This window comes from Aeromonas sp. FDAARGOS 1406, assembly GCF_019048565.1.
GTDB classification, from domain to species: Bacteria; Pseudomonadota; Gammaproteobacteria; order Enterobacterales; family Aeromonadaceae; genus Aeromonas; species Aeromonas caviae.
The window spans coordinates 4,411,675-4,431,204 of the sequence record NZ_CP077378.1 but is presented as its reverse complement, the minus strand read 5'-3'; the positions used below and the strand labels follow the sequence as shown (position 1 = coordinate 4,431,204).

Sequence of the window (19,530 nt, the reverse complement as noted above, 5' to 3'; positions counted from 1 at the left end):
ATGTTCAACGGTATTCTGATCGAGAAAGACGAGGCGGGTTATCGCGCCAGCTACCAGAGCCTCTCCGAGGAGATGTTGCCTGCCGGGGATGTGACCGTGGCGGTAGAGTGGTCTTCCCTCAACTACAAGGATGGCCTGGCCCTCACCGGCGCCTCCCCTGTGGTACGCCGCTTCCCTCTGATCCCCGGCATCGACTTTGCCGGTACCGTGCTGGAGAGCCAGCATCCCGACTGGCACCCCGGCGACAAGGTGGTGCTCAACGGATGGGGCGTGGGCGAGACCCACAGCGGCGGGCTGGCGGAGCGGGCACGGGTCCGGGGCGACTGGCTGGTTGCCCTGCCTGAGCGTTTCCAGCCCCGGGACGCCATGGCCATCGGCACCGCAGGGTACACCGCCATGCTCTGCGTGATGGCGTTGGAGAAGCACGGCATCACACCCGGTGACGGTGACATTCTGGTGACGGGCGCCAACGGCGGCGTGGGCAGCGTGGCGATCACCCTCCTGGCCAAGCTGGGTTATCGAGTGGTGGCCGCCACCGGGCGGCTGAACGAGGCCGACTATCTGACGTCCCTCGGCGCCGCCGAGGTGATCGATCGCGCCGAACTGGCCACGCCGGGACGCCCGCTGGGCAAGGAACGCTGGGCCGGCGTCATCGACACCGTCGGCAGCCACACCCTGGCCAATGCCTGCGCCACTACCCGCTACGGCGGCGCCGTGGCCGCCTGCGGTCTGGCGGGAGGGATGGACTTCCCCTCCACCGTCATGCCCTTCATCCTGCGCGGCGTCACCCTCTATGGCATCGACAGCGTGATGGCACCGCGCCCGCTGCGCCAGCAGGCCTGGGCCCGACTGGCCGAGGATCTCGACCTGACTCGCCTCCATCTCCTCACCCGGGAAGTGCCCCTCTCCCAGGTCGTGACCCTGGGGGATGCCTTCCTGGCAGGCCAGGTGCGCGGCCGGATCCTGGTCAATGTCCAGGGGTGATGACTGACGCGATATGAGCCGGCTCGCCTGACCAGGTCAGGCGAGCCTCTCCAGGGCATTTCGCAGCTACACGGTGGATTTGACCCCATAGGTCCAGACACTTTTTCCCGCTTAGGGTTGTGATACCCGACTGCGCAGAAATTCCCGTGGTGAACGGTATCCCAAGGCGCTGTGCGGGTGGTGCTCGTTATAATGCTCAAACGCGATAGCCAAATTGCCTACCGCTGTTCGGCTATCCGGTTTTGGCATCATCTCGATATAGTCTCGCTTCATCGTCTTCACGAAGCTCTCCGCTATACCGTTACTCTGTGGGCTTCTCACTGCTGTCGTTCTGGGCTCCAACCCGATTTCTCGTGCAAACGCGCGGGTCTCATGGGCTCGATACGCCGAGCCATTATCAGTCAGCCACTCCACCGGTGATGCCGGCAACGAATCCCCAAAGCGATGTTCGACAGACCTCAGCATGACATCTTGCACAGTGTCACTATCGTAACCCCCAGTACTGGCCGCCCAGTCCAACGCTTCCCTATCGCAGCAATCCATGGCGAACGTGACACGTAGTTTTTCACCGTTATCGCAGCGAAACTCGAAGCCATCTGAGCACCACCGTCGATTGCTCTCCTTGACGGCAACACGCCCCTTATGTGCCTGCTGGGCCAATGGTGCAGCTGGTTTTCTTTCCAGCAGCAAGCCATGTTCGCGCATGACGCGATATACCCGCTTAGCGTTTACCACAGGTTGTTCTGTTGCCTCAGACTGACGCCGTAACAGCGCCCAGACCCGGCGATAGCCATAGGAGGGAAGCTCTGCCATCGCCTCCATGATACGGCCAAGTAAGGCTGCATCATCACGCTGGCGATGATGACGACCATCTTGCCAACCCGGTTTTCGATGAACACGAACGGATAGCTGCGCACGCGATACATTAAGAGCCTGGCTCACAGCACTTAATCGTCGTCCCCCGGCAACAAGGGCGCATGCGCAATCCATTTTTTTGCTCGACCATACTCCACGGCTTCTTTGAGGATCTCGTTCTCCATGGTCTTCTTCCCGAGCAGACGCTGAAGCTCTCGGATCTGCTTGATGGCAGCAGCCAACTCGGAAGCAGGAACAACATCCTCACCGGCGGTGATCGCCGTGAGAGACCCTTCTTGGAATTGCTTACGCCATTTGAAAAGCTGGTTTGCGTTGACGTCGTGCAAGCGAGCAACATGAGAGACGGTCATCCCGGGCTCAAAGGTCTGCTGCACGATGGCGATCTTTTCTTGTGGAGTCCGGCGTCGACGGCGCTCGGCCCCTGTTAACACTTCGACCATCTTCTCGTTGTGACTAAATAGCTGTTCCGAATAGTAGATCACAGGAAGAAGGGAACTCAGTCCAGTTTGTGCGATCTCATTAGGCGCGAAACAAAACAAGCCACACCAAAAGGACTGAGTTGATGCCTATCCTACCACCCCTGCCACGACCACAACGGCGCCGCATTCACAAAATCATCCATGCCACGCGTGATAAAGGGCATGCTCGTCGCTTGATGGCCATCTTGCTGTTACATGAAGGACGCACGATCACTGATGTTCATCACCTTACCGGCGCTGCTCGCTCGACCATCGGCCGTTGGCTTCGGTGGTATCGGGATGAAGGTGTGGGGGCGTTAGAAGCCTTACCGGCTGGCCGTGCCCCGATCTTACCTGTCGCCAAGATTGTCACCTTACTGGTGCTGCTCATGCAGTTTTCTCCGCAAGATTTTGGTTATCAGCGCAGCCGTTGGTGTACCGAACTATTGGCTATCAAAATCAATCGGTTAATGGGGCTCAATATGGCAGCCTCCACGCTCCGCCGATGGTTACCGCATATGGGCATTGTCTGGCGAAGGCCCGTGCCGACCTTGCGGATAAAAGACCCTGCCTATCAGGAGAAAATGGCTAATATCGACGCGGCACTGGCCCGCTGTGATGCAGATAATCCGGTGTTTTATGAGGATGAAGTCGATATAGACCTTAATCCCAAATTAGGGGCCGACTGGATGTTCAGAGCGCAGCAAAAGCGGGTTGTCACACCTGGAAAGAACGCCAAACATTACCTGGCAGGCGTTCTCCATGCAGGCAATGGAAGAGTACTTTACGTCAGCGGGATAAAGAAAAACTCATCGCTGTTTATCGCCATGCTGGAAAAGCTGCGTCGCCACTACCGACGAGCCAAAACCATCACACTGATCCTCGATAACTACATCATTCACAAAAGCAAACAGACCGAGCGATGGTTGAAGAAGAACCCCAAGTTCTGCCTGGTGTTCCAGCCAGTTTACAGCCCTTGGGTTAATCACATCGAACGGCTGTGGCACAAGTTACATGAAACCATCACGCGCAATCATCAATGCAGAGGAATGGCCAGCCTGCTGGCCCAAGTGAAACACTTCATGGATACCGTGTCTCCTTTCCCGGGGAATGGCTATGGTACAGCGAAGGTGTAGCACTATTGGGATCAGTTATTTAGTACTGAACATAGCTCCAAGACTACCTCTTAAGTTAAGAGGGGCGAAGTGTCTGGATCTTCAAGGGGCCAATCTACACGGAACGTCACCCCTCCTTCCCATCGTCCATGACAATGGACAACAGATGCGTTCAAATACTCAAGTGCAGGTTTCCCGGACAGAGGGACCGAAACACCTCTATATGCCGCACCTTCCCGCTGCACGCCCTCCCCCATCGATGCAGACAACCGTCACTCCTCACCGACAAGCCCCTGCCCTGGATACCCGTATTCGCCGAAATGAAGCCCTGTTCGCCCACGACTGCGAACCATTGTCTTGCCCACTGACAGACCCCCGTTAAACAATCGATGCATCGAACAAATAATTCAGAATAGGAATACGTTTTATTTATCACCGCATATAAAAAGGGCGCATCATCTTGTATTAAACCTGTTTTTTGTATGGAAAAGCCCGAATCAAATGACAGGGGTGCATTACACTCAAAACGACGCTTCATACTCAGAAAGTGTGAAGGGTTCGTCAACGAAGAGATGTCGGATGATTCTATTTTCTTGGCTGGGGTGTACTTATGTTCGACTCGAAACTTAAAAAAGAGCTGGCAGCAGAACGAGAGAGAGCCTTGAAAAGCGAGGCACTGGATCATGCCATGCACGATCATCTTCCCATGATTGAATTCACTACCGATGGTTATATTCTCGATGCCAGCCTGCTTTTTCTTCATTCCGTCGGCTACTCCCTCAATGAGATCGTGCAGCAGCATCACGCCATGTTCTGCATGAAAGAAGATACCGACTCTCCCTCCTATCGGGAATTCTGGCGAGATCTGGCAAATGGGCACAGCCAGCATGGCACCTTCCACCGGGTTGGCAAACAAGGCAAGGAAATATGGCTGGAAGCCACCTATTTCCCCGTCAGCCAGGGCGGAAAAATAATCAAGATCATCAAAATAGCGTCAGATGTGACAGTGCAACATGATCTGCTCATGACTCAAAAAGCAACCTGATTACCCATGATTAGCAGTCACCACGAGCTATACTGATCTTACGTACAGTTACTGAGGTGCGAGATCATGGCCAAAAGCAAAGTCCAATTCCAGAAAGGCTACAGCCTGTTTGATTTTTTCAAGGACTATGGCACTGAAGCGCAGTGCGAAAACGCGCTGCTTGCTTGGCGTTTTCCGAACGGTTTCATCTGTCCTGAGTGCGCCAACAAGACCTGCTGTCGCCTGAAAAGTCGGCCACGCGTGCTGCAATGCAATAACTGCCGTCACCAGATGTCATTGACTGGAAAAACGATTTTTGCAAACACCAAACTCCCACTGACCAAGTGGTTTCTGGCGATGCAGCTGCTGTCACAGACCAAAACTGGCTTGTCAGCGATGGAGCTAAAGCGCCAGTTGGACGTCAAATATGACACCGCCTGGATGCTCAAGCACAAGCTGCTGCAAGCCATGAAAGAGTCCGATGACAAGCAGCCCATCAGCGGCATCATTCAGCTCGATGATGTCTACTGGGGTGGAGAGCGCCGTGGTGGCAAACGAGGTCGCGGCGCGGCAGGCAAGACGCCGTTTGTGGCAGCAGTAGCCCTGAACAAGGAAGGGCATCCAATCAAGATGCGGATGACGGTGGTCGATGGTTTCAAAACCAACGTCATTGCTGATTGGGCAAAACGGCATCTTGCTAGTGGTAGCGCGGTGATATCCGATGGATTGGCCTGTTTCAAAGCGGTCAAGGAGGCCAATTGTGAGCACCTGGGTGTTGTCACCGGGGGCAACCTTGATTTGCTGGATCATCCGGCATTCAACTGGGTAAACACGATGATAGGGAATGTGAAGAACTCGCTGCGGGGCAGTTGTCATAAGCTCGGAGCGAAGCATTTACCAAGGCATCTTGCGGAATACTGCTTCCGGTTTAATCATCGTTTTGACCTCAAGAGCATGTTGGTTGAATTGGGGCATGCAGTCGTGGCAAGCCCTCCGATGCCATATCGGCTCTTGAAGCTGGCTGAGGGTCATGGGTAATCAGGAAAAGCAATATTTGAGGCGCTGGATCGTTCCCTTGCCGTCATCGAGTTTGAACCGACTGGTGTTATTATTTCCGCCAACCGTAATTTCCTGGATACCATGGGCTATCGACTCGATGAAATTAAAGGCCATCAACATCGCATGTTTTGTGATGAGCTGTTTTATCGGGAACATCCCGATTTCTGGCAGGAGCTGGCTCAGGGGACGTTCAAATCGGGGCGCTTTCAGCGATTTGATAAAAAAGGCCATGAAGTCTGGCTGGAGGCAACCTACAACGCTGTGCGGGGCAGCCATGGCAAGGTGATCAAGGTCATCAAGTTTGCCTCCAATATCACCCCGCAGATCAGCAAAGATCAGGCAGTACAACATGTGGCCAAGGTGGCAAATGAAACATCTGTCACAACCAAATCCTCCGCCATCAAAGGAGAGGAGATGTTGACCACCGTCGTCTCCACATCGGACAATATTGTCAGGCAGATGGAACATGCCAGCACCTTGATGAGCAAGCTCCACGCTCAATCCCAGAATATCACCGCCATCGTATCCACCATCAGCAGCATTGCAGACCAGACCAACCTGCTCGCGCTCAATGCCGCCATCGAAGCGGCGAGAGCCGGCGAACAAGGCAGAGGCTTTGCCGTCGTGGCCGATGAAGTTCGTCAACTGGCGGCAAGAACCTCCCTATCGACCAACGAAATAGCCAATGTCGTCAGCCAGAATCAGCAGCTCACCAGGCAGGTCAGCGAGCAGATCCAGTCCGCAGCAGACGGTGCCATCCACGGGCAAAAGCAGATCGATGACGTTGCAAAAGTGATGGAGGAGATAAGACACGGAGCAGAAGAGGTGTCGACCATCATCTCGGAACTCTAGAGAATTCTGGGAAGCACTCAGGAGCCTGCCATCGAGCAGGCTCTTTGATGTTCACACCAGGGTGTCGTAGCTTGGCACGTGCAGATTCAAGAGATGAACCGACTCTTCAGGTCGCTGCCATTCTGGCTGTCAATTAGCTAGTAACAAAAAGGCCACTATTGCTAGTGGCCTTATTAACTCTTTGATTTTAATGGTGCCTGAGGCCGGAATCGAACCGGCACGACGCGAACGTCGAGGGATTTTAAATCCCTTGTGTCTACCGATTTCACCACTCAGGCACCGCAATCGGTATCAAGTCCGCGGGCGGGCTTGTCAATATGGAGGCACGTTCCGGAGTCGAACCGGACTAAACGGATTTGCAATCCGCTGCATAACCGCTTTGCTAACGCGCCATGCAAAAGAGAGAAACTCTCTATTGTCTGAATTTGGAGCGGGAAACGAGACTCGAACTCGCGACCCCGACCTTGGCAAGGTCGTGCTCTACCAACTGAGCTATTCCCGCATCGGTCTGGCTGACTGCCTGACTGTGAGAACGCATTCTAGCGATGTTCCCCGCCCAGTCAACCAAAAACATTTAATACGCTGATCGTTCGGGTGTTTTTTACCCTTGTCCCACACTTTTGGCGCTCATGGCCGTTTCTCGGCGCCAGTGGCAGAGAAACGGCCATCTTCCCGTCGGGACTAGAACCGGGAGTGGTAGCTGAGATCGCCCCAGGCAGCCTTCATGTACTGGAACATGGACCAGAAGGTGAGCACGGTGGCCACGTAGAGCAGCACATAGGCGAGCCACACCATCCAGATGTCGTACTGCCAGATGAGGCCGGTGAGCGACACCATCTGGATCATGGTCTTCCATTTGCCAATCCAGCTGACCGCCACCGAGGAGCGCTTGCCAAGCTCGGCCATCCATTCACGCAGGGCGGAGATGATGATCTCCCGGCCAATCATGGTCATGGCGGGGATGGTGACCCAGACGGTGTTGTAGTGCTCGACGATGACCACCAGGGCCGCCGCCACCATGATCTTGTCGGCTACCGGATCGAGGAAGGCGCCAAAGGCGGTGGACTGGTTCAGCTTGCGGGCAAGATAGCCGTCAAACCAGTCGGTTGCGGCCGCCAGGATAAAGACGATGGCCGCCGCCATGTAGGACCACTGATAGGGAAGGTAGAACAGGATGACGAAGACGGGTATGAGCAAAATCCGAAAGAACGTCAGCAGGTTAGGAATATTTGTCATTATTTTCAGCCACTTCTTGTATGCCGCTACATGGTAGCCCCAAGCCGATCGCGGATGCAACCGAACTGGCGCCCGCCTTGGTCCATTAATCCATCAATAACCTCAGGATGCCGGTCATTATGGCATTTGGGAGCCCCCTGCGTCACGGCTCTTGTGCGCAGGCAGCACGCCCTGATGCCCCCTGGCGTGACCTCCTTCACACCAAAGGCAGCGCTAGAGCGAGTGCAATGCGTCGTGAATGGACTGGGCCAGCTCCTGGCTGATGCCGGGCACCTTGGCGAGCTCGTCCACCCCGGCTTTTTTCACCTCCTGCAAGCCACCCAGGTATTTGAGCAGCGCCTGCCGCCGTTTCGGCCCCACCCCGGGAATCTCTTCCAGGGTACTGGTAGTGCGGGCCTTTGCCCGCCTGGCCCGGTGGCCCGTGATGGCAAAGCGGTGGGATTCGTCGCGAATGTGCTGGATGAGGTGCAAGGCGGGCATATCTGCCGGCAGGTGCAGCTCTTCGTGGCTGTCCCCCAGGATCAGGGTCTCCAGCCCCGCCTTGCGCGTCACCCCCTTGGCGATGCCCACCAGCAGCGGATATTTGCCGCCGAGAAACTCCAGCTGGCGCGCCAGGATCTCCTCCGCGCGGCGCAACTGGCCGAGACCGCCGTCGATGAACAGCACATCCGGCACCTTGTCCGGCTCCTGCTGCTTGCCAAAGCGACGCTCCAGCGCCTGCTCCATGGCGGCATAGTCATCCCCGCCGGTGATACCGTCGATGTTGAAGCGGCGGTATTCCGAGGAGAGCGGCCCCTCCCGGTTGAACACCACGCAGGAGGCCACAGTGCGCTCCCCCATGGTGTGGGAGATATCGAAGCACTCCATGCGGGCGATGGGGCTTTCGAGCTCCAGCAGCTCCTCCAGCTGATCGTAACGGGCGGTGATGGTGCTCTTGTGGGCGAGGCGCGAGCGCAGCGCAGTCTGGGCGTTGATGGAGGCAAGCTTGATGAAGCGGGCCCGTTCGCTGCGCGTCCGGCTCACCACCCGCACCTTGTAGCCGGCGGTCTGGCTCAGGGTGTCGGCGATGACGCTCTCATCCTCCAGCGCCACGTCCAGCAGTACCTCGCTCGGGATCTGCCGTCCCCCCTGCCCCGACAGATAGAACTGCAGCAGGAAGGATTGCACCACCTCGTCAAACTGGGTATCGGCCGGCACTTTCGGGAAGTAGCTGCGCGATCCCAGCACCTTGCCCTGGCGGATGAAGAGCACGTGGATGCAGGCGGTCCCCTGCTCGAAGGCCACCCCCACCACGTCGAGCTCGTCCAGCACGTTGCCGCTCACAGACTGCTGCTCGGTGACCCGGCGCAGGGCCTGGATCTGATCCCGGTAGCGGGCCGCCTCCTCGAAGCGCAGATCGCCGCTGGCGGACTCCATCTTGCCCACCAGTTCGCCGATCACCTGCTGGTTCTTGCCCGCGAGGAACAGCTTGGCCAGCGCCACCTGCTGGGCATACTCGGCCTCGCTCACCAGCCCCGCCACGCAGGGGCCGGCGCAGCGCTTGAGCTGGTAGAGCAGGCAGGGGCGGGTACGGTTGGCATAGACCGCATCCTCGCACTGGCGCACCGGGAAGATCTTCTGCATCAGGTGCAGGCTCTCGCGTACCGCGCCGCCGGAGGGGTAAGGGCCGAAATACTCCCCCTTCACCTTGCGGACGCCGCGATGGACGCCGATGCGCGGGTGCCGATGGTCGGTGATGATGATCCAGGGGTAGGACTTGTCATCCCGCAGCAGCACGTTGTAGCGGGGCTGGTACTGCTTGATGAGGTTGTGCTCGAGGATCAGCGCCTCGGTCTCGGTGTGCGTGACCGTTACCTGCACATCGGCAATCTGGCGCACCAGGGTGCGGGTCTTGATGCTGTCGACGTTGGCCCGAAAGTAGGAGGCGAGCCGTTTCTTGAGATCCTTGGCCTTGCCCACGTAGATGACGGTGCCGCCGCTGTCGTACATGCGGTAGACACCGCTCTGGTGGGTGACGGCGCTCAGAAACGCCTTGCTGTCAAAATGGGGCTCGGGAGAGAGGGTCATCGGCAACTCGACTCAACGGATGAATGCAAAAAGACGGGGAGAGCATACTGCCCACAGCCTGCAAAAAGCAAAAGGCGGCCGGTGCCGCCTTTGGTGTCCACACGCCCCCGTTACAGGGTATCGGCATCCAGCATGCCATAACGAATGGCCAGATGGGTCAGCTCCACGTCACCGTTGATCCCCAGCTTGCTGAACAGGCGGTAGCGGTAGCTGTTGACCGTCTTCGGGCTCAGGTTGAGCTGCTCGGAGATGTCGGTCACCTTCTGCCCCTTGGTGATCATCATCATGATCTGCAGCTCCCGCTCGGAGAGGGACTTGAAGGGGTTCTCGTCGGCGGAGGCGAACTGGCTCAGGGCCATCTGCTGGGCGATCTCCGGGGAGATGTAACGCTGACCGGAGTGGACCAGGCGAATGGCGTGGATCATCTCGTCCGGCGCGGCCCCCTTGGTGAGGTACCCGGCGGCGCCCGCCTGCATCACCTTGGTGGGGAACGGATTTTCTGAATGAATGGTCAGCACTATGATGCGTACATCGGGGCGGATCCGCAGGATCTTGCGGGTCGCTTCCAGACCGCCGATGCCCGGCATGTTCATGTCCATCAGGATCACATCGGGGTGATGTTGCCGACAGAAGGCCACCGCGGTTTCCCCGCTCTGCGCCTCGCCCACCACCTTGATCCCGCGGACGTCTTCCAAAATGCGTCTTATCCCTGTACGCACCAACTCATGATCATCGACCAGGAATACATTAATCACCCAAACACCCCGTTTTTTATCTCGTTATATGCCAGTTAGGGTTAACACGGCGTCTTGCATCATAACCAAACTCGATGATTTGGCAAACCATGGGCGGGAAAAGTTTGAAATTGCTCGTAAAATCCGTTTTAAATCAAATTATTATACAAAGAATCAATTAAAAAACGGCGCCCTGGGGCGCCGTATTGCATCAAAGCCGTTCCGCCAGCCTCAACCGGCCAGCAGTGCTCGCACCTTGTCGAGATCGGCCTGGGTGTCCACCCCCACCGGCGGGGCTTGCAGCGCCTGGGCCACGTGGATCTTCTCCCCGTACCAGAGCACCCGCAGCTGCTCCAGGGCTTCGACCTGCTCGAGCACGCTCGGTGCCCAGTCCACGTAACGCTGGATGAAGCCGGCGCGATAGGCGTAGATGCCGATGTGGCGTTGGTAGTGATCGCCAATCTGCTCGCGGCTCCCCGCAACGCGATCGCTGGCCGCAAAGCGGTCCCGATCCCAGGGGATGCTGGCGCGACTGAAATAGAGGGCATACCCCTCCCGGTCGGTCACCACCTTGACGGCATTGGGATTGAACGCCTCTTCGGCATCCCTGATCGGCACCGACAGCGTCGCCATGGGCGCGCTGGCCGCGGCCAGGTTGTCCGCCACCTGGCGGATAATGACGGGGGGAATGAGGGGCTCGTCCCCCTGCACGTTGACGATGATGGTATCGGCGGCAAAGCCGTAGTGACGGCACACCTCGGCCAGACGCTCGGTGCCGGACTGGTGATCCGGTGAGGTCATGCACACCTCGAACCCGGCAGCGGCGGCAAAGGGGGCCAGGACCTGCTGCACCCGCTCGTCATCGGTGGCGACGATCACCCGATCGGCACCCGATTGCAGGGCCTTCTCCACCACGTGCTGCACCATGGGCTTGCCGTGAATGTCGGCCAGCGGCTTGCCCGGCAGCCGGGTGGAGGCGTAACGGGCAGGAATGACGACGACGAAACTCATGGCTTCAGCTCTTCCAGCGCCAGGTGACGGGCCCGGTTCTCCAGCAGCACCGGGATCCCCTCCTCCAGGGGATAGGCCAGTCTGTCGAAACGGCAGATGAGCTCCTGAGGGCCCTCGGCGTGCGCTTGATAGTGCAGTTTCCCCTTGCAGACCGGGCAGGCGATGATGTCGAGCAATTTAATATCCAGTGCCACAACGAAACTCCTTTAACGATTTCCCACAGGCGATCTTGCCTGGCATGTCAATGTGCAGGGCCAGCCCCCGAGTCCGGGCGCTGGCCGTCTGTTCCAATCCGGTGGCACCCCGTCAGGGCGCCTGGTGCCCGTTCCCTCTTCCGGGCTGCGGGCCCAGGGTGCGCAGCAGCGCCTCCCCCAGGGCATCGGGCAGCTCGGCGCTGACCGGCAGATACCACCAGTTGTCCGGGGCGAAGGGGCGGCACTTGACCGCATCCTTCTCGGTCATCAGCAAGGGGCGCTGGCCGAAGCGGGCCAGCAGCTCGGCGGCGTCGAACGCCTGGTGATCCCCGTAGCCGACACTCTGCACCAGCTCGTAACCAAGGGCGGTCAGGGTGGCGAAGAAACGGGGGGGATGGCCGATGCCTGCCAGGGCATCCACCGGCCCCGAGAGGGGGGCCGTGAGAGGCGCATCATCGCACACCCGGCGCAGGGTATCCGGCACCAGGCGCATGGCGTATTCGCCACGGGCGGGTTCGCCGCCGTTGCAGATGATGGCGTCCACCCGCTTGAGGCGGGTCGTGGGCTCGCGCAGCGGCCCCATGGGCAGCAGACAGCCATTGCCAAAGCGGCGCGCACCGTCCACCACCACCAGTTCGATGTCACGGGCCAGGGCATAGTGCTGCAGGCCGTCGTCGGTGACGATGATGTCCACCTCACCGCTTTGCTCCAGCAACCGCACAGCATCGGCCCGTCTGGGGGCCACCGCCACGGGGCAGCCGCAGCGTCTGGCGATGAGCACGGGCTCATCCCCGGCCTCGGCCGGGGTACTGCTCTCATCCAGTCGATAGGGGTAATGGGGCGCCTTGCCGCCATAGCCGCGGCTCACCACGCCCGGGCGCCAGCCCCGGGCCTGGAGTTGTTCCACCAGCCAGACCACCACCGGGGTCTTGCCGTTGCCCCCCACCGAGAGATTGCCCACCACCACCACCGGCAGGGTGGCCCGATAGGCGCTGAACCAGCCCCGGCGATACCCCAGACGGCGGACGCCGCTGATGAGGGCAAACAGCAGGGCGAAGGGGGCCAGCCCCCAGCGCCAGAGGCTGTTCCCGTACCAGAGTCTGGCCAGCATCAGCCCTTGTTACCCGTGGCTGTATTACCAAACTGAATGGCTCGCAGCTGGGCATAAGTACCATGCATGTCCATCAGGGTTTGGTGGTTGCCGCGCTCGACGATGTGTCCTTCGTCGATCACCAGGATCTCGTCCGCCTTCTCGATGGTGGAGAGGCGGTGGGCGATCACGAGGGAAGTGCGCGCCTTGCACAGCTCGTCGATGGCCGCCTGGATGTGGCGCTCGGACTCGGTGTCCAGGGCCGAGGTGGCTTCGTCCAGCAGCAGCACCGGGGAGTCCCGCAGCAGGGCGCGGGCGATGGCGATGCGCTGGCGCTGGCCGCCGGAGAGGGAGGCGCCGTTCTCGCCGATGACGGTGTCATAGCCTTCCGGCATCTTGCTGACGAAGTCGTCCGCATGGGCGATGCGGGCCGCCTGCTTGATCTCGTCGCGGCTGTACTTCTCTTCCGCCGCGTAGGCGATGTTGTTGGCCACGGAGTCGTTGAACAGATGCACGTGCTGGGAGACCAGGGCGTACTGCTTGCGCAGCTCGCTCAGGCGGTATTCGCGGATGTTGACGCCATCCAGCAGAATTTCCCCCTCTTCGATGTCATAGAAGCGGGTCAGGAGGCTCGCGATGGTGCTCTTGCCGGAACCGGAACGCCCCACCAGGGCCACCGATTTGCCTGCCTCCACCTTGAAGCTGATGTTGCGCAGCGCTGGTGTCTCCTTGGTCGGGTAGGTGAAGGTGACGTTGCGAAACTCGATTTCACCTCGGGCACGTTCCAGGGTGCGGGTGCCGGTGTCCTGCTCCGGGGTGGAGTCCAGCAGACCGAACAGGCTCTGGCAGGCGGTGATGCCGCGCTGGAACTGGTTGTTCACGTCGGTCAGGCTTTTCAGCGGCTTGAGCAGCATCATCATGGAGGTGACCATGACGGTGAAGGTGCCCGCAGTCAGGGTCGCCTTGACGCTGTCGATGGTGGCGACGTAGAGGAAGACCGCAAGAGCCACGGAGGCCACCATCTGGACGATGGGGCTGCCGATGGCGTCGGCGGCGACCATCTTCATGGTCTGCTGGCGCATCCGGTTGCTCACCTGGTAGAAGCGCTTGTCCTCCACCTCCTGACCCCCGAACATCAGCACCTCTTTGTGCCCCTTGAGCATCTGCTCGGTGGAGGTGGTGATGTCACCCACCGCCTGCTGGATGTGGCGGCTTATCTTGCGAAAACGTCGGCTGATGATGCTGATGAGGATCCCGACCAGGGGCCCCACCACCAGGAAGATCACCGACAACTGCCAGGAGTGCCAGAACATCAGGCCCAGCAGGCCGATGACAGTGGCCCCTTCCCGCACCAGGGAGACCAGGGTCGAGCTCGCGGCGGACGACACCTGACCGGCGTCATAGGTCACCTTGGAGAGCAGGTTGCCGGTGTTCTGGCGGTCGAAGAAGCTCATGGGCATGGCCATCAGGTGGCTGAACACCTGCTGCTGCAGGCGCATCACCACGTGGTTGCCGACCCAGGCCATGCAGTAGTTGGAGAGGAAGGCGGCGCAGCCGCGCAGAGCCACGATGCCGAGGACGAAGAAGGGCATCCACTTGAGCACGCTGCTGTCGTTGCCGTTGAGCCCCTGATCGATAAGCGGTTTGATGGAGTAGACGAAGGTGGTATCCACGGCCGCGTAACCCAGCATGCCAATGATGCCGCCCACCAGACCCAGCTTGCGATCCCGGACATAACCGAGCAGGCGCTTGAAGACGGTCCAGCTCTCTTGTGAGGTTTCTTGTTGCATGAATAGCCGTTAATAAGGGAAATGACGGGCTATTCTAGCCAAACCTTGGAGCTACACCAAGCGCCGCTGGCGCGATGGCTACAACCCGGGTCACAAATGAAGGCCGCCCCTTGCCGGGCTGGCTCACCGGATCCTCACTCCCTTCCCCATACCTGCGGCTGCCACCAGGGGCCGCCACGCCTGTACCAGGGCCCCTGCTCCCGCTCGGCCCGGATCCTGAGCCCCGCGTCCCCCGGCTCGATCAGGATGGCGCCCGCCTCCCCCGTGACCCACTGCCGCGCCCCCTGGTATCGCGCCACCACCTCGGGGCGGGGAAAGCCCCACTGGTTCATGAAGCCTGCGCTGTGCACCACGAAGGCAGGTTTCACCGCCGCCACGAAGGGGGCCGTGGAGGAGGTGCGACTGCCATGATGCGGGCTCACCAGCAGGGTGCTGGCCAGCCCCGCGCCCTCCCCCTCCTCCAGCGCCTGCGCCAGCAGGCGGCGCTCCGCCTGCTGCTCGATGTCGCCGCTCAGCAGCAGCCGATGGCGCCCGTCGTCCAGCTGCACCACGCAACTGTCGTTGTTGCGCCCTGCCCCGGCTGCCAGGGGCCAGAGCACCCGCACATCCAGCCCCTGCCAGTGCCACTGCTGACCTCGGCGGCAGGCCTGGGTAGCCGGTGTAAAGGGGAAGGAGGAGAGCTCCCGGCGTACCGCCATGCTCTGCAGCAGAGCCTGCCGGTTGCCCGCGTGATCCCTGTCTCTGTGGCTGATGATCAGGGTGTCGATCACCCGGATGCCGAGCCGGTTGAGCAGGGGCAGGATGGCCGCATCCGCCATGTTGTAGCCCCCGGGGTAGCGATCCCCGGTATCAAACAGGATGGCCCGCTCCCCCCGGGTGACGAGCACCGAGAGCCCCTGCCCCACGTCCAGCACCCTCACCTGCCAGGAAGCGGGAGCAGGCCAGAGGGCGAGCAGCATGGCCGCCGCCACTGGCCCCCCCAGGGCGCGCCCTCCCGGCAGGTGCCATCCCGTCCACAGCAGGATCAGCAGGGCGCTGGCGGGCATCAGCCAACCGGGCACCGGCCACCAGAGCTGCAGGCGATCCGCCAGCTGCGTGAGCCCCCACAGCACCCACTCCAGGCCGAAGGCGGAGACCCAGAGCAGGCCGTGGGCCAGCAACGTGGAGAGGGGCGCCACCAGCACGCCGATGAGCGCCAGGGGAATGATGACAAGGCAGAACAGCGGCAGTGCCAGCAGATTGAGCAGAAACGCCAGGGGCGCCATCCCCTCGAACAGCAGCAGTTGCAGGGGCAGCAATCCGAGCAGCAGCAGAAGTTGCAGCCGCACCAGGCCGGGGCGATCGTGCAACAGGCTCGCCAGCAACAGCAGGGCCACCGCCAGAAAAGAGAGCCAGAACCCCGCCGAATAGAGGGCGAAAGGGTCCCACAATGTCAGCACCACAAAGGCCCACAGCCAGATCCGGTGGCTCGGCCAGTCCCGCTTTAGCCAGCGCAGCAGGCTCCACACCAGCACCATGATGAGGGCACGCTCGGTGGCCACCGCAAACCCCGCCAGCCAGCTGTAGGTGGCCGCGAACAGGAGTGACACGCAGATAGCCCCGCGCAGCCCGAACAGCCGCCCGAGCCACCAGCCGAGCACCGCTACCAGAGCAATATGCTGGCCCGAGATGGCGATGATGTGGGTCAGGCCGCTGCCGCGAAAGAGTTCCCACTGGGCATCCGTGATCCCTCCCTGTTCCCCGAAGGTGAGGGCCGCCAGCAGGGGGGCCTGCGCCATCCCCTCCCAGGCGCGACTCGCCGCCGCCAGCCAGCGATCGCGCACACCTGGGGGCACGGCATCCAGGGCGATGACCCGGCGCAGGTTGCCGGTGGCGGTGATCCCCTTGCCAAGGAGCAGGCGCCGCCCATCCATCCCCGCTTCGTTGGCCAGGCCATGGGCCGGCTTGAGAGAGGTCACCAGGGTGACGCGGCTGCCGGCAGGCAACGGCGGCAACACCTGATAGGCATTGACCCGCACCAGGGGTGGCACGATGAGGGGGCGATCGTCCAGGGTGTCGAGGCGCAGCAGCAGGCGCGCAAATTTATCCCCCTCTTTCTCTCCCGAAGACTCCGTACTTTGCACGTGTGCGGTTATGATGTGGCTCGTTTTTTTGCCAAGCTGATCCAGCCAGGCAAGCCGGTAGTGCAAATTCACCTGCATCCAGAGGATGCCGAGCAGCAGAAACAGCAGCCGCCAGCAACGACCACCGGCGAGGGGGAGCGCGAGCAGCAGCATCAGGCCACCCCATTCCCATGAAGGCAGCCATGGCCAAAGCAGTGAGGAGCTTGCCCCCAGGGCAAACGACAACAGACGCAGATCCATGGAGCAAGTATTTAGCAAGGTTCAGAACATGCCCAAACGAATCATACAGCGCTGGCTACCCGACCCGGCGACCCTCAAGGAACACAAGCACTTGCGACTCTTTGGCAAGCTGCTGCTGGATGCCAACCTCTGGCATCTCAACCGGCGCTCCGCCGCCGGTGCCTGTGCGGTCGGCCTCTTCATGGCCTGGGTGCCCCTCCCCTGCCAGATGCTGCTGGCCGCTGGCGGCGCCATCGCCTGCCGGGTCAACCTGCCCCTCTCGGTGGCCCTGGTCTGGCTCTCCAACCCCCTGACCATGCCACCGCTGTTTTATGGCGCCTATCTGGTGGGCTGCCAGTTGCTGGGGCACCCCTCCCAGCACATCGAGATCACCTTCACCTGGGCCTGGCTGGTGTCGGTGTTCGAGACGGTGGCCCCGCCGCTCTTGCTGGGCTCCCTGGTGCTTGCCCTGCTGAGCGCCCTCGTCGGCTATGTCCTGGTTCGCGCGGGCTGGCGCCTGAGCACGGTGCGCCAGTGGCAAAAACGCAAGGTGGCGCGCCCATGCTGAACCGCTGGTTGGCCCGCTTCAAGATTGACCCCGATACCCTGCGCCAACAGAAGTGGTTCGCCCTCTTTGGCGAGCGACTGCTGACACCCGCCCTCTGGCAAGGGGGAACGCGGGCCCTCTGTGGCGCCGTGGCGGCCGGGCTGTTCGCCAGCTGGGTCCCCATGCCCATGCACTCCCTGGTGGCCGTCGCCCTGGTGCTGGCGTTCAGCTTCAACCTGCCGCTGGCCCTCTTGGCGGTCTGGTTCAACAACCCGCTGACGCTCCCCTTCATGTACCTCTACGCCTATCGTACCGGTTGCCTGGTGCTGAACGAGACGCCAGCCCCCTTCCATCTCACCTGGTCCCTGCACTGGCTGGAGCAGGAAGCGGCTATCCTGGTGCCCCCCTTCCTGCTCGGCAGCCTGCTGCTGGCGGTGCTGAGCGCTGCCGCTGGCGCCTTGCTCACCCTGCTGCTGTTGCAACTGGGCAAACTGACCCGCCCCCGCTAGGTTGCCAGCACGCCGTCCTTGTCTCGGGCGGCGTGCCTTGCCATCGTCTGCCTCTGCCACCACACTCCTTGTAACCCGTTGTTTTTCGACCCCCATTCGAAACAAGGAGCCCACCATGGCCGAACCGCTCACGCTGGCCCATGCCAATGGCAACCCCCTCTCCCTGCTCCCCGCCATGGCCAATCGCCACGGCCTCATCACCGGGGCCACCGGCACCGGCAAGACAGTCACCCTGCAGGTGCTGGCGGAGGGGTTTTCCCGCCTCGGCGTGCCGGTCTTTCTTGCCGACGTGAAGGGGGATCTGAGCGGCCTGGGCGCCGCCGGCACCCCCTCTGCCAAGCTGGATGCCCGTCTGGCCCAGCTCGGCCTTCAGGCACCCGACTTTGCCGCCAGCCCCACCCTGTTCTGGGATCTCTTCGCCGAAGAGGGCCACCCGGTGCGGGCCACCGTCTCCGACATGGGGCCTCTGTTGCTTGCACGCCTGCTCGGCCTCAACGACACCCAGAGCGGGGTGCTGGAGCTGGTGTTCAAGGTGGCGGACGACGAGGGGTTGCTGCTGCTCGATCTGAAAGACCTGCGGGCCATGGTGCAGTTTGCGGGGGAGCACGCCAAGACCCTCACCACCCGCTACGGCAATGTGTCGACCGCCTCCATCGGCGCCATCCTGCGCAACCTCCTCACCCTGGAGAGCGCGGGCGGCAATCACTTCTTCGGCGAGCCCATGCTGGACATCCAGGATCTGATGCAGACTGACGGGGCAGGCCACGGCCATATCAATGTGCTGGCCGCCGGCAAGCTCACCCAGTCCAGCCGCCTCTATGCCTGCTTCCTGCTCTGGCTGCTCTCCGAGCTGTTCGAACAGTTGCCCGAGATAGGGGATCCGGAAAAGCCCGTGCTGGTGTTCTTCTTCGACGAGGCCCACCTGCTGTTCAAGGATGCGCCCAGGGCACTGCTGGAGAAAATTGAGCTGGTGGTGCGCCTCATCCGCTCCAAGGGGGTGGGCGTCTATTTCGTGACCCAGAGTCCGGCCGACATCCCCGACAGCGTGCTGGGGCAGCTTGGCAACCGGGTGCAGCACGCCCTGCGCGCCTTCACCCCGAGCGATCAGAAGGCGGTACGCATCGCCGCCAACACCCTGCGGGCCAACCCTGCCTTCGACGCCGCCGGAGCCATCACTGAACTGGGGGTCGGGGAAGCGCTCATCTCCCTGCTCGACGAGAAGGGGCGGCCCAGCGTGGTGGAGCGCGCCTTCATCGCGCCCCCGGCCAGCCGCATCGGCCCCCTGAGCGCGGCCGAGCGCCAGGCGCTTATTCAGGGCTCATTGCTCTACGGCAGATACGACACCCAGGAGGACAGGGAGTCCGCGTTCGAGCGGCTTCAGGAGGCATCGCCCGCCGCCGATGACGAGACCGCTTCCCCACAGACCGACCAGGGCGGCGGTCTGCTGGATGCCTTGAATGGCATCCTGTTCGGTCGCACCGGCCCCCGTGGTGGCCAGCATGACGGGGTGGTGCAGACCGCCGCCAAGAGCGTGGCCCGCACCCTCGGCAACGAGGTGGGACGCCAGCTGATGCGCGGGGTGCTCGGCTCCCTGCTGGGGAGCAGCAAGCGGCGCCGCTGATGCCGGAAAATGAAAAAGCCC

At 61.2% G+C, this 19,530-nt stretch carries 17 protein-coding genes and 3 tRNA genes; 8 read left to right on the top strand and 12 right to left on the bottom strand.

The window, feature by feature from the left end; translation table 11 throughout:
* A complete protein-coding gene (locus I6L36_RS20855; RefSeq protein ID WP_128345570.1) occupies positions 1 to 984 on the top strand; it encodes an MDR family oxidoreductase in 984 nt (327 codons plus the stop codon).
* A gap of 111 nt (positions 985 to 1,095) precedes the next feature.
* On the opposite strand, the gene I6L36_RS20850 is transcribed toward I6L36_RS20855, so the two are convergent.
* Positions 1,096 to 2,300 (bottom strand): IS3 family transposase gene (locus tag I6L36_RS20850; protein ID WP_102948393.1). Its coding sequence is split into 2 segments (ribosomal slippage): positions 1,096 to 1,982 and positions 1,982 to 2,300, totalling 1,206 coding nucleotides; the frame shifts between segments, so codons are not numbered across the junction.
* 122 nt (positions 2,301 to 2,422) lie between these two features.
* Here I6L36_RS20850 and I6L36_RS20845 point away from each other — a divergent pair.
* The 4 genes from I6L36_RS20845 (at position 2,423) to I6L36_RS22095 (ending at position 6,368) form a co-directional block, all read left to right on the top strand.
* The gene (locus I6L36_RS20845; RefSeq protein WP_157160652.1) at positions 2,423 to 3,454 is read left to right on the top strand and encodes an IS630 family transposase; all 1,032 of its coding nucleotides are present in this window, start codon (positions 2,423 to 2,425) and stop codon (positions 3,452 to 3,454) included.
* A 589-nt stretch (positions 3,455 to 4,043) separates the two neighbouring features.
* Positions 4,044 to 4,478, top strand: a complete 435-nt coding sequence (locus I6L36_RS20840; protein ID WP_216986891.1) for a PAS domain S-box protein — start codon at positions 4,044 to 4,046, stop codon at positions 4,476 to 4,478.
* Between the two features lie 66 nt (positions 4,479 to 4,544).
* Entirely contained in the window at positions 4,545 to 5,495 is a 951-nt protein-coding gene (locus I6L36_RS20835) for an IS1595-like element ISAeca5 family transposase (RefSeq protein ID WP_041205601.1), read from the top strand.
* A 12-nt stretch (positions 5,496 to 5,507) separates the two neighbouring features.
* The gene (locus I6L36_RS22095) at positions 5,508 to 6,368 is read left to right on the top strand and encodes a methyl-accepting chemotaxis protein (protein ID WP_354005768.1); all 861 of its coding nucleotides are present in this window, start codon (positions 5,508 to 5,510) and stop codon (positions 6,366 to 6,368) included.
* A 191-nt stretch (positions 6,369 to 6,559) separates the two neighbouring features.
* Here I6L36_RS22095 and I6L36_RS20820 read toward each other — a convergent pair.
* The 11 genes from I6L36_RS20820 to I6L36_RS20770 all read right to left on the bottom strand — a co-directional run bounded on the left by I6L36_RS20820 (position 6,560) and on the right by I6L36_RS20770 (position 16,853).
* Positions 6,560 to 6,646, bottom strand: a tRNA-Leu gene (locus I6L36_RS20820).
* Between the two features lie 40 nt (positions 6,647 to 6,686).
* Positions 6,687 to 6,760, bottom strand: a tRNA-Cys gene (locus I6L36_RS20815).
* 34 nt (positions 6,761 to 6,794) lie between these two features.
* Positions 6,795 to 6,870, bottom strand: a tRNA-Gly gene (locus tag I6L36_RS20810).
* 179 nt (positions 6,871 to 7,049) lie between these two features.
* Positions 7,050 to 7,604, bottom strand: coding sequence for a CDP-diacylglycerol--glycerol-3-phosphate 3-phosphatidyltransferase (gene pgsA, locus I6L36_RS20805; protein WP_010675229.1), 555 nt, complete (start codon positions 7,602 to 7,604; stop codon positions 7,050 to 7,052).
* A 213-nt stretch (positions 7,605 to 7,817) separates the two neighbouring features.
* Positions 7,818 to 9,671, bottom strand: coding sequence for an excinuclease ABC subunit UvrC (gene uvrC / locus I6L36_RS20800; protein ID WP_216986890.1), 1,854 nt, complete (start codon positions 9,669 to 9,671; stop codon positions 7,818 to 7,820).
* A gap of 110 nt (positions 9,672 to 9,781) precedes the next feature.
* Positions 9,782 to 10,426 (bottom strand): UvrY/SirA/GacA family response regulator transcription factor, encoded by a 645-nt coding sequence (uvrY, locus tag I6L36_RS20795; protein WP_010675231.1) that lies wholly within the window; start codon positions 10,424 to 10,426, stop codon positions 9,782 to 9,784.
* Positions 10,427 to 10,636: 210 nt separating this feature from the next.
* Positions 10,637 to 11,416 carry a 3-deoxy-manno-octulosonate cytidylyltransferase gene (kdsB, locus tag I6L36_RS20790; RefSeq protein WP_010675232.1) on the bottom strand — a complete coding sequence of 260 codons (780 nt, stop codon included), beginning with the start codon at positions 11,414 to 11,416 and terminating at the stop codon, positions 10,637 to 10,639.
* A complete protein-coding gene (locus I6L36_RS20785) occupies positions 11,413 to 11,610 on the bottom strand; it encodes a Trm112 family protein (RefSeq protein WP_010675233.1) in 198 nt (65 codons plus the stop codon). Before I6L36_RS20785 ends, kdsB begins: the two co-directional genes overlap by 4 nt.
* Positions 11,611 to 11,722: 112 nt before the next feature.
* Complete coding sequence (gene lpxK / locus I6L36_RS20780; RefSeq protein WP_010675234.1) at positions 11,723 to 12,721, bottom strand: tetraacyldisaccharide 4'-kinase; 999 nt, start codon at positions 12,719 to 12,721, stop codon at positions 11,723 to 11,725.
* A complete protein-coding gene (gene msbA / locus I6L36_RS20775) occupies positions 12,721 to 14,490 on the bottom strand; it encodes a lipid A ABC transporter ATP-binding protein/permease MsbA (protein WP_010675235.1) in 1,770 nt (589 codons plus the stop codon). Before msbA ends, lpxK begins: the two co-directional genes overlap by 1 nt.
* Before the next feature lie 134 nt (positions 14,491 to 14,624).
* Positions 14,625 to 16,853 (bottom strand): DNA internalization-related competence protein ComEC/Rec2, encoded by a 2,229-nt coding sequence (locus tag I6L36_RS20770; RefSeq protein ID WP_080560536.1) that lies wholly within the window; start codon positions 16,851 to 16,853, stop codon positions 14,625 to 14,627.
* A gap of 28 nt (positions 16,854 to 16,881) precedes the next feature.
* On the opposite strand from I6L36_RS20770, the gene I6L36_RS20765 reads away from it, so the two are divergent.
* From I6L36_RS20765 to I6L36_RS20755, 3 genes are all read left to right on the top strand, one after another.
* Positions 16,882 to 17,400 carry a DUF2062 domain-containing protein gene (locus tag I6L36_RS20765; protein ID WP_069785245.1) on the top strand — a complete coding sequence of 173 codons (519 nt, stop codon included), beginning with the start codon at positions 16,882 to 16,884 and terminating at the stop codon, positions 17,398 to 17,400.
* On the top strand, positions 17,394 to 17,888 hold the full coding sequence (locus tag I6L36_RS20760; protein WP_042017571.1) for a DUF2062 domain-containing protein: 495 nt from the start codon (positions 17,394 to 17,396) through the stop codon (positions 17,886 to 17,888). The genes I6L36_RS20765 and I6L36_RS20760 overlap by 7 nt, the downstream gene beginning before the upstream one ends.
* Positions 17,889 to 18,003: 115 nt before the next feature.
* Positions 18,004 to 19,509, top strand: a complete 1,506-nt coding sequence (locus I6L36_RS20755; protein ID WP_010675239.1) for a helicase HerA-like domain-containing protein — start codon at positions 18,004 to 18,006, stop codon at positions 19,507 to 19,509.
* Positions 19,510 to 19,530 lie beyond the last annotated feature (21 nt).